We start from the raw sequence: 8,780 nt of genomic DNA, 5'->3' as shown, positions 1-8,780 counted from the left end.
CCTATTACTTACCACGATTCATATTGTACTAACCTCAAGCTTTAAAAGCAAGCTAAAAACATTAATATTTTAGCTTTGTAATATAAATCACATGCCATAACTTTAAATTTTCTTAATGATTTTTCAATACAAATTACTGTTAAAACAAGAAAAGACGGGCAAATACCCGTCTTTTCTTGTTTTATTCCGATTTTTACAGATATAGAAATTTTACAAGCTTTTGACAAACAAACCGTACTTTTGTAATATTTCCACTCTACTATTCATTTACTGAAAGGATTATGTTTAATTTTATTTAGAAAGAACTCAACAATTTCATCAAGCAAGTAAAGATTAGTCTTGCTTACTGTCAGTAGGCTTTTCAGCATCGAAGACAATATAAGAATTTCTAGTAACAACTGTCGCAGATTGAGGTTCCTTATACAAATCAATCCCTTCTTTTGCGAAAATATTGGCTGACGCAATATCTTGCATGCATTGAATAACTTCTTCCTTCTTTAATTCAGCTGGACCTTGAACGCTAAGGCTATTCTTCTTGCCTTCGCCATTCTTAAAAGTTAATCTTAAAGTCTTAATTTCTTTTGATTGGTTTTTCATCTGTTAATTCTCCTTAATTTTATTTCGTGTATGCTTTTTTAAGCTACATCCCCGGTAAATTCCATCAATTTGTACACTCTTTTAATATTAGTCAGTGATTTCAATGTCACGCTTAACGACTTCCATCGCGCCATGAAGACTATCACCCATTAAAACGGCCAAAGTCTTTCCTACTTTTACAACGGCTTCATCTTCCGCGTCGACCCTTACATTCTTAAAAATACGATTCTTATTTTTATCACCATATTTTCCAAAATTAGAAAATGCATATTGAATTGATTTTGTAGCTAATGATTTAGTCATATTTTTTACCATCCTTATTAATAATGTAGATTTTGTAGATATAGAGATTTCGTAATCAATCCTGCGCGCGAGATATCTTACACTATTACTAACGAATGAGCGGCCAAAAATGTGCCAAATTTTTTCAAAAAAATTCTAAAAAGTTTTCTTAGGCAATATAATATAGAGAAAAAAGGAGAGATACAGATGAAGAAATCCCTTATTTGGACGGGTTTAATAGCTATCGTCATCATAATTTGCGGTGGTTTTTGGATATATCAGCATCCATCCCAAAACAGCAGTGCTTCCTCTTATAGTGAAACAATGGAAGACGGCAAAACTTTAGTCAAAGCCAAAAAGTACGCCAAGGCAAGTCGCATTTTTGAAAAAGCTTATCAAATCAAAAGTACGAAAAAGGCGCACGCTTACAGTACCCAAGCCGATATGATGGCTGACGCGGTTAGCGATGCTAAAAACTATCGCTTCGCACTAGCAATTTCCAGTGCAAAAAAAGCCGCTAATCAAGCTAACGGCTATCATGTTCTGACCAGTCATGCTCGCTCTTTGAAAAAGGCGCTAGAAGAAGTCAAAGCCAATATCGACAATGAAATTAAGCCTCTTCTCACCAAAGCTCGCGAAAACGAAGATAATGAAGAATATGATGATGCTTTAAGCGATTATCAAGATGTCATCGATCTTCCTTATATTAATGGAAAATACTATGCCAAATATTTGAAACTGGCCCAAGATGGCGTAAAACGCGTGAAGAAGCTTGCTTTAGATAATGACGAAGAAGATAAACAAAGTTCGACTGATAATAAGGAAGATGATCAATCCACCTCAGAAAATTCATCAGAATCTAGCGAATCTTCTAGCTCGCAGTCTTCCGTTGATAATGAAATCAAGAATCACCATACTGGCGATCACACGGTAAATGGCCAAACCGTTCAGGCTGATACTCTTAGCGAGATTAAGAAGCAGCTTGATTCTCTTGGTTACAATTCATCAGCTTGGAGTCCGCAAGATATGATTAATTTATACCGCAGTGTAAATCAAGATAGCCAAGCAAAGCCAAGCCAAATTACCAAGGATGACGTTGAAAGTTATTTGAAGAAATAGAATTAAACTAAAGAAGCACCGCGTTATGCGATGCTTTTTAGTTTATTTTACTTTTCTTTTCTCTTTAGGAATAAGTGTTTGGTATAATTTTACTTAAGTGAATTATTGAGGCGGTGACTTGTTCTGGACTCAAGGAGATGATGCTTATGGTTCTATTCCATAACTATTCAGATCTTAACAGAAAGGAGCAGTCAAATCGTGTCTGTCGCAGATGCGTTAACACTAATGTTGGACTTTGGCAGTTTTGTCATTCTCCTTATTTCATTAGTGATTACTCTAATCAAATTTTTTGATGAGAGAAAAAAATAACCGCCTTGCTGATGCACCAGCAGCGATTATTAATTAAGAATTATTAATCAGTTGGACAAGTCATCGTTAACATGATTCACCCAAGAGATCAACTGGCAGGTTGATCTCTTTTTCTTTATTATATTATACTCGATTTTCATCCCTAAAAACAATAATATGGATGAAGTAATGACATGACTCAAACAACTAATTTAGATTATTAACCTTATCTTAGCAGTTGCCTTTAACGATCAAACTCGGTAAAATTAAGGTTGACTTACCGATTTTTTATAAAAAAGGAGTGCCCTAAATTGACTGAAGAAGAAAAGAACACCAATCAAAAGGCCGAAGAAGAAGAAAAGGAAGAAGAAGAAAACCCTGAACTTAAGGTTGTTATGCCAGAAGCTAATCGCGTAACTATGGAACCTGAAGAATTCAAGGAACAACCTGATTACTTAAAGATTTTCGCTAACTTCTACATCGCTCAATTCGACTTAGATGATTTGGAAATCATTAACTTATACGACAAGAGTCACAACATGATTGACATCAACAAGTACTTGCTCAACAACATTCACTTCCCACGCAAGACTTTGATCAAGCATGTTCTTCAATACCATGACTACAACTTCAAGGCTTTGCTTGATGAAATTTCTAAGGACGAAGATATCGATCCTAAGGAAATGAAGACTTACGAAGACTGGAGCACTTGGTACGAAAAGCGCCGTGGCAAGATCGCAGGTTCATTGTCATAATTAAAAAGAAAAAAGCAGTCCGTTTGGGCTGCTTTTTTTGTGTCTTTTCTATTTAATTCCACGCTCGGCCAAAATTTGATCTAAGTCGCCTTTGTAAAAATCATCACCAAATGCATCAAAAATTTCATCTTTTATCTCAGAATCAGATTTCCCCATTCTCCTGAGCATCTTAATTATCTTTTCAATCGCGTCAATATTATCTTCATGTTTTTGATCTGCTAACTTTACAGCTAAGTTCATTTGGTCACGCCTCCATTCAGGGCTTGAAATATATTTTTTAATATCATTATCTAATCTAGATATGTATGCATCATTTCTATCAACATACCCATTCATGAAATCTAAAAATTTTTGTAGTTCTACATTAATTTTACCATGCTGACCTTTTGAGTTTAAAACAATAACCTCAGATCTCGTATTCAAACATAAATTGTTATTTTCAGTATCCACCATTTTAAAACGATAATATTTTTGATCTAATCCAAAAGGATCAAAAACACACAAGAAAATAACAAAAGATGGATTTAACTTTAAATAATCGTCCCCTTTATCCAAAGTTTCTTCATCAATTTTAGATTGATAATATCGGGATCTTACACCTAAATTATGATCATCTTTAATTTGCATTTCGATATCATACTTAATCCCATTACCGTCCACTATCCAAAGATCGAAACGCACATTTCTCCCTTTCAAATGACTATTGATTTCCTTTTGCGGTTCAACATAGATCTTTTTTATATCAATATTGGGCAAAATAAGTTGAAGCAATTCTTTACAGTTTTCTTCATTACTCATAACGTGCCCAAAGATTAAGTCCCGCGTAATTGTTAAATTTTCTTCGGCCATATTTGCTCCTTAAATTAAATTTGAGAGCAAAAACTCCCTCCATATTTAAGTACGCAAAAAATCGCCAAATTACCGAAAATCACCTTATTTTTTATATTTTTTAAATCATTCTAAATTTTGTAAAAATAACTGCTGTTTAGTATTGCTAATTTGCACCCGATTATATATACTAGGTGAAATTTTATTTTTATATTTTGAAAGTAATTTGATATTTTTCAAAAACAGGTAATGCTTATGTCAAAAAGTTCAAAAAAGAGCAAGATGACGCTTGCGGGCTTACTAATCGCCATTGGTATTGTTTACGGCGATATCGGAACTAGTCCGCTCTATGTAATGAAATCCATCGTTTCCGAAAACGGTGGAATCGCTAATGTTAACCGCGAATTTATCGTTGGTTCTATTTCACTTGTTCTTTGGACTGTAACTTTGCTTACAACCGTAAAATATGTGCTTATCGCACTTAAGGCGACCAACCACGGCGAAGGTGGAATTTTCTCGCTCTATGCTTTAGTTAGAAAAAGAGCCAAATGGCTCGTTATTCCTGCCTTAGTCGGAGGCGCAGCTCTTCTTGCCGACGGGACCTTAACGCCAGCCGTGACGGTTACAACCGCCATCGAAGGGCTTAAAAACATGAAATTCGGCTCTGCCATCCCTGTTCAAACGCAGGATATGGTGATCATTATCACTATCGTGATTTTGCTTTTGCTGTTTTCAATTCAAAGAATGGGAACAAGTCTCATCGGTAAAGCTTTCGGCCCCATCATGCTTGTTTGGTTCACCTTCTTAGGCGTTGTCGGTCTCGTTAACATGAGTCAAGATTGGTCAATTCTTGAAGCAATCAATCCTGTTCATGCCATCAGAATTTTATTTAGTCCCGCCAACAAGGTCGGCATCCTCATTTTAGGTTCAATTTTCTTAGCAACAACCGGTGCCGAAGCCCTTTACTCAGACGTTGGTCACGTCGGCAAAGCCAACATCATGGGCTCCTGGCCTTACGTTTTTGTTTGCCTTGCCTTAAACTACCTGGGCCAAGGTGTTTGGATTCTTCAAAATCCTAATTACCACACTAATGGCGACTTCAATCCTTTCTTTGAAGTTGTCCCACAAAACTTGCGTATTTTCGCAATCATTCTTGCAACTATCGCAGCCATCATTGCTTCTCAAGCTTTGATCACCGGATCATTCACTTTAGTAGCCGAAGCCAGCGGTTTGAAGTTTTTGCCAAAGATGAACATTATTTATCCTTCCACAGAAAAAGGACAAATCTATATTCCTTCTATTAATAAGATGATCTGTGTGGTTACCATCGCTATCGTCGTTTTATTCAGAACTTCCCATCATATGGAAGCAGCCTACGGCTTGGCAATTACTGTAACAATGCTGATGACGACTTTGCTTTTATTTGAATACTTGGGACAAAAGAAAACGCCACTTTACTTGCGGGTTCCTTTCCTGATTGCTTTTGCATTCATTGAAGGCATGTTCTTAATTTCTAGCTTAACGAAATTCTTGCATGGTGGTTACGTAACGGTATTAATCGCCGGCTTTATTCTTGGCATCATGTATGTTTGGTTCTACGGCAACAAGATTCGTGACAAGCGCGAAGCTAAAAATGCTTATGTGCGTTTGGACGAATACACCAACATGCTTACCGAATTAAGTCATAACGACGATTACCCGATTTACGCTACCAACCTCGTTTACATGGCCAAAGTTAAATACAATAAATTTATCAAGCGCGAAATGCTTTACTCGATTCTTGATAAACGGCCTAAGCGAGCAAAAGCCTATTGGTTCGTGACGGTTAACGTTACAAACGAGCCATACACTGCCGAATATGCTGTTAATACTTTTGGTACGAAAAATGTGATTAACGTCCAGCTTTATCTTGGTTTTAGAAAACAAACCAGCGTGAATGTCTATCTGCGTCAAATCGTTCATGATTTAATCAAAGATGGCACTATCGAAGCACAACCGCAGGAATTTACCACAACGCCTGGTCGTGACGTTGGTGATTTCTCATTTGTCATTGTTAATGACGTAATTTCACCACAAACGCAATTAACGGGCTATGAAAAATTTATGGTGCAGGCGCGTGTATGGTTACAAAATCTTTCTTCCAATCCGGCTTCTTGGTTCGGCCTAGAATTCGCTGATACCGTGGTCGAACGGGTGCCTTTGATTCTCGGAAATCAGAACGAAATTACCATTAAAAGAGTCTCTCCAAAAAGATATCCACAAAATTCCTAATTTTGGGTCTTGATAACTTCCTTTAAATAGATGAAAATAGATATGTTTTAAAGAATGTCGCGTGGCATTCTTTTTTTCATAAAAATGAGATATTTTCGTTAAGGAAGTACTAATATGACAAAGAATTTGAAAAAACGGACAACAGCGGCAGGCCTTCTGATCGCTATTGGTATCGTCTACGGTGATATCGGTACGAGTCCTCTTTATGTTATGAAATCAATCGTTGCTGGTAACGGCGGCATCGCCAACGTTAACCGTGACTTTATAATTGGTTCTATTTCACTTGTTTTATGGACTGTTACCCTTCTTACCACCCTTCAAACTGTGATTATTGCCTTGAAAGCAACCAACCACGGCGAAGGTGGTATCTTTGCGCTTTATGCGTTAATCCGTAAACGTGCTAAATGGTTAGTTTTGCCTGCCCTAATCGGTGGGGCTGCGATCTTGGCCGATGGTACTTTAACTCCGGCAGTTACGGTTACAACCGCGATCGAAGGACTTAAAGGAATGGAATTCGGCTCAGGAAACATCCCTGTTAATACGCAATCAATGGTTATTGCGATTACCGTGGTCATCCTGCTGCTGCTTTTCATGATTCAGCGAATGGGTACAAGTATCATTGGTAAAGCTTTCGGACCAATCATGTTTATTTGGTTCACCTTCTTGGGCGTAATTGGCGCAATGAACATGATGGGCGATCTTTCCATCTTACAAGCCATCAACCCAATTTACGCAATTAAATTGTTGGTTAGCCCATACAATAAGGCAGGAATTTTTATCTTAGGATCAATCTTCCTTGCCACAACTGGTGCTGAAGCTTTGTATTCTGACGTTGGCCACGTTGGTAAAGGCAATATTATTGGTTCATGGCCATACGTTTTTGTTTGCCTTGCTTTGAACTACTTTGGCCAAGGTGTTTGGATTTTAAATAATCCTAACTATCAAGCTCACGGCGGTGATTTCAACCCATTCTTTGAAATCATCCCATCCAATATTCGTTTAGCAGCTATCGTTTTAGCAACGATCGCCGCAGTTATCGCTTCTCAAGCTTTGATCACCGGATCATTTACTTTGGTAGCTGAAGCCAGCGGACTTAAGTTCTTGCCAAGAATGAACATCATCTACCCATCAACTGAAAAGGGTCAGATTTACATTCCATCTGTTAACAAGATGCTTTGTTGCGCAACTATTGCTTTAGTTCTTTACTTCCAAACTTCAGCTCACATGGAAGCAGCTTATGGTTTGTCCATCACTATTTCAATGCTTATGACAACCATCATGCTTTTCGAATGGTTAAGAATGAAATCAAAGAACGTTCACCAAACTTTCTGGGACTGGATTTTCCTCATCTTCTTCGGCTTCTTGAACATTATGTTCATGGCTTCAAGTTTGAGTAAATTCACTCACGGTGGTTACGTTTCATTAATCATCACTGGCTTCATCTTAGGCATTATGTATGTTTGGTTCTACGGCAACAAGATTCGTGACAAGCGTGAATCTCGCAATGCTACGTTCGTTTGGACGAATACACCAGCATGCTTACCAACTTGAGTCACGATGAAGATTACCCAACCTACGCTACTAACTTGGTTTACATGGCTAAGGTTAAGTACAACAAATTCATTAAACGTGAAATTTTGTACTCAATTTTGGATAAACGCCCTAAACGTGCTGGAGCTTACTGGTTCGTAACAGTTAACGTTACTAACGAACCATTTACCGCTGAATACGCAGTAAACACTTATGGTACTAAGAATGTAATTAACGTTCAGCTTTTCTTAGGATTTAAGAAGCAAACCAGCGTGAACGTCTACATTCGTCAAATCGTTCATGATTTGATCGCCGATGGTACGATTGAACCACAACCACAGGAATATACAACAACTCCTGGACGTGATGTTGGTGACTTCTCATTCGTTATCGTTAACGACGTAATTTCACCACAAACCCAATTAACTGGTTGGGAAAAATGGATGGTCGAAGCTCGTGTATGGCTTCAAAACTTGTCATCCAACCCAGCTTCATGGTTCGGCTTGGAATATGCGGATACGGTTGTTGAACGTGTTCCTTTAATTTTGGGACGTCCAAATCCATCCTATATTAAGAGAGTTGCCCCAAAAGACTTCTCAAATATGAAGAAAAAAGAATAATTGAATAAAAAGACCGCGACCTAGAGAAATCTTAGATCGCGGTTTTTTCATGGCTAAAAATAGTATTTTTTCTTGTTCGCTTGTTTAAACAAATATTCTTTTAGTATAATTTTTACGAGTAGAAAATTTATGGGCTTTAGTGGCAGTTGTCGTCTTTCGAAGGGAAGTGATTCTATTATTCTTCCATGTAGAAAGGAGTGACAGCAATTTATGCTTATCAAGATAACCCTTTTGGTTCTTGAGCTAATCTTTAATCTTATTTTGATTGGTATCAAGGCTAAGAGAAAAAAGAAGCAAAAAAATAGCCACTCAGCCGCCAAGCTCATCGTGGTTATTTTTTATATAAAAAAATAAAATTAACTATTAATTGAGACAGCTGCCACCAAAGTGGAATTCTGCTCATAAGGGACTAGTTTCATTTGCTAGCTCCCTTTTTTCATAGTCAATTATATCAACTTTACACAGTATTTTCTATCAAAAAAGCACCCCA

General features: G+C 37.3%; 7 protein-coding genes and 1 pseudogene. 5 read left to right on the top strand and 3 right to left on the bottom strand.

What is annotated here, in order from left to right:
• Positions 1-333: 333 nt before the first annotated feature.
• Positions 334-597 carry a DUF2922 domain-containing protein gene (locus JCM6256_RS08740; protein ID WP_035438532.1) on the bottom strand — a complete coding sequence of 88 codons (264 nt, stop codon included), beginning with the start codon at positions 595-597 and terminating at the stop codon, positions 334-336.
• A gap of 87 nt (positions 598-684) precedes the next feature.
• A complete protein-coding gene (locus JCM6256_RS08735) occupies positions 685-900 on the bottom strand; it encodes a DUF1659 domain-containing protein (protein ID WP_025081303.1) in 216 nt (71 codons plus the stop codon).
• A gap of 186 nt (positions 901-1,086) precedes the next feature.
• Here JCM6256_RS08735 and JCM6256_RS08730 point away from each other — a divergent pair, with 186 nt between their 5' ends.
• The 3 genes from JCM6256_RS08730 to JCM6256_RS08725 all read left to right on the top strand — a co-directional run bounded on the left by JCM6256_RS08730 (position 1,087) and on the right by JCM6256_RS08725 (position 3,041).
• The gene (locus JCM6256_RS08730; RefSeq protein WP_025081302.1) at positions 1,087-1,998 is read left to right on the top strand and encodes a hypothetical protein; all 912 of its coding nucleotides are present in this window, start codon (positions 1,087-1,089) and stop codon (positions 1,996-1,998) included.
• A gap of 198 nt (positions 1,999-2,196) precedes the next feature.
• Positions 2,197-2,307 carry a putative holin-like toxin gene (locus tag JCM6256_RS10525; RefSeq protein WP_081778559.1) on the top strand — a complete coding sequence of 37 codons (111 nt, stop codon included), beginning with the start codon at positions 2,197-2,199 and terminating at the stop codon, positions 2,305-2,307.
• A 290-nt stretch (positions 2,308-2,597) separates the two neighbouring features.
• Positions 2,598-3,041, top strand: coding sequence for a hypothetical protein (locus tag JCM6256_RS08725; protein ID WP_025081301.1), 444 nt, complete (start codon positions 2,598-2,600; stop codon positions 3,039-3,041).
• 48 nt (positions 3,042-3,089) lie between these two features.
• Here the strand turns inward: JCM6256_RS08725 and JCM6256_RS08720 are convergent, their stop codons facing one another.
• Positions 3,090-3,890: an Rpn family recombination-promoting nuclease/putative transposase gene (locus JCM6256_RS08720; protein ID WP_025081300.1), complete on the bottom strand. Its 801-nt coding sequence runs from the start codon at positions 3,888-3,890 to the stop codon at positions 3,090-3,092.
• Positions 3,891-4,124: 234 nt separating this feature from the next.
• On the opposite strand from JCM6256_RS08720, the gene JCM6256_RS08715 reads away from it, so the two are divergent.
• Positions 4,125-6,140: a KUP/HAK/KT family potassium transporter gene (locus JCM6256_RS08715; RefSeq protein WP_025081299.1), complete on the top strand. Its 2,016-nt coding sequence runs from the start codon at positions 4,125-4,127 to the stop codon at positions 6,138-6,140.
• Between the two features lie 114 nt (positions 6,141-6,254).
• A pseudogene (locus JCM6256_RS10210) lies at positions 6,255-8,290 on the top strand (KUP/HAK/KT family potassium transporter).
• Positions 8,291-8,780 lie beyond the last annotated feature (490 nt).

It is taken from the genome of Lactobacillus hamsteri DSM 5661 = JCM 6256, assembly GCF_000615445.1.
Classification (GTDB): domain Bacteria; phylum Bacillota; class Bacilli; order Lactobacillales; family Lactobacillaceae; genus Lactobacillus; species Lactobacillus hamsteri.
Note: the sequence above shows the minus strand (reverse complement) of the source record. Positions and strands in the feature narration are given on the sequence as shown.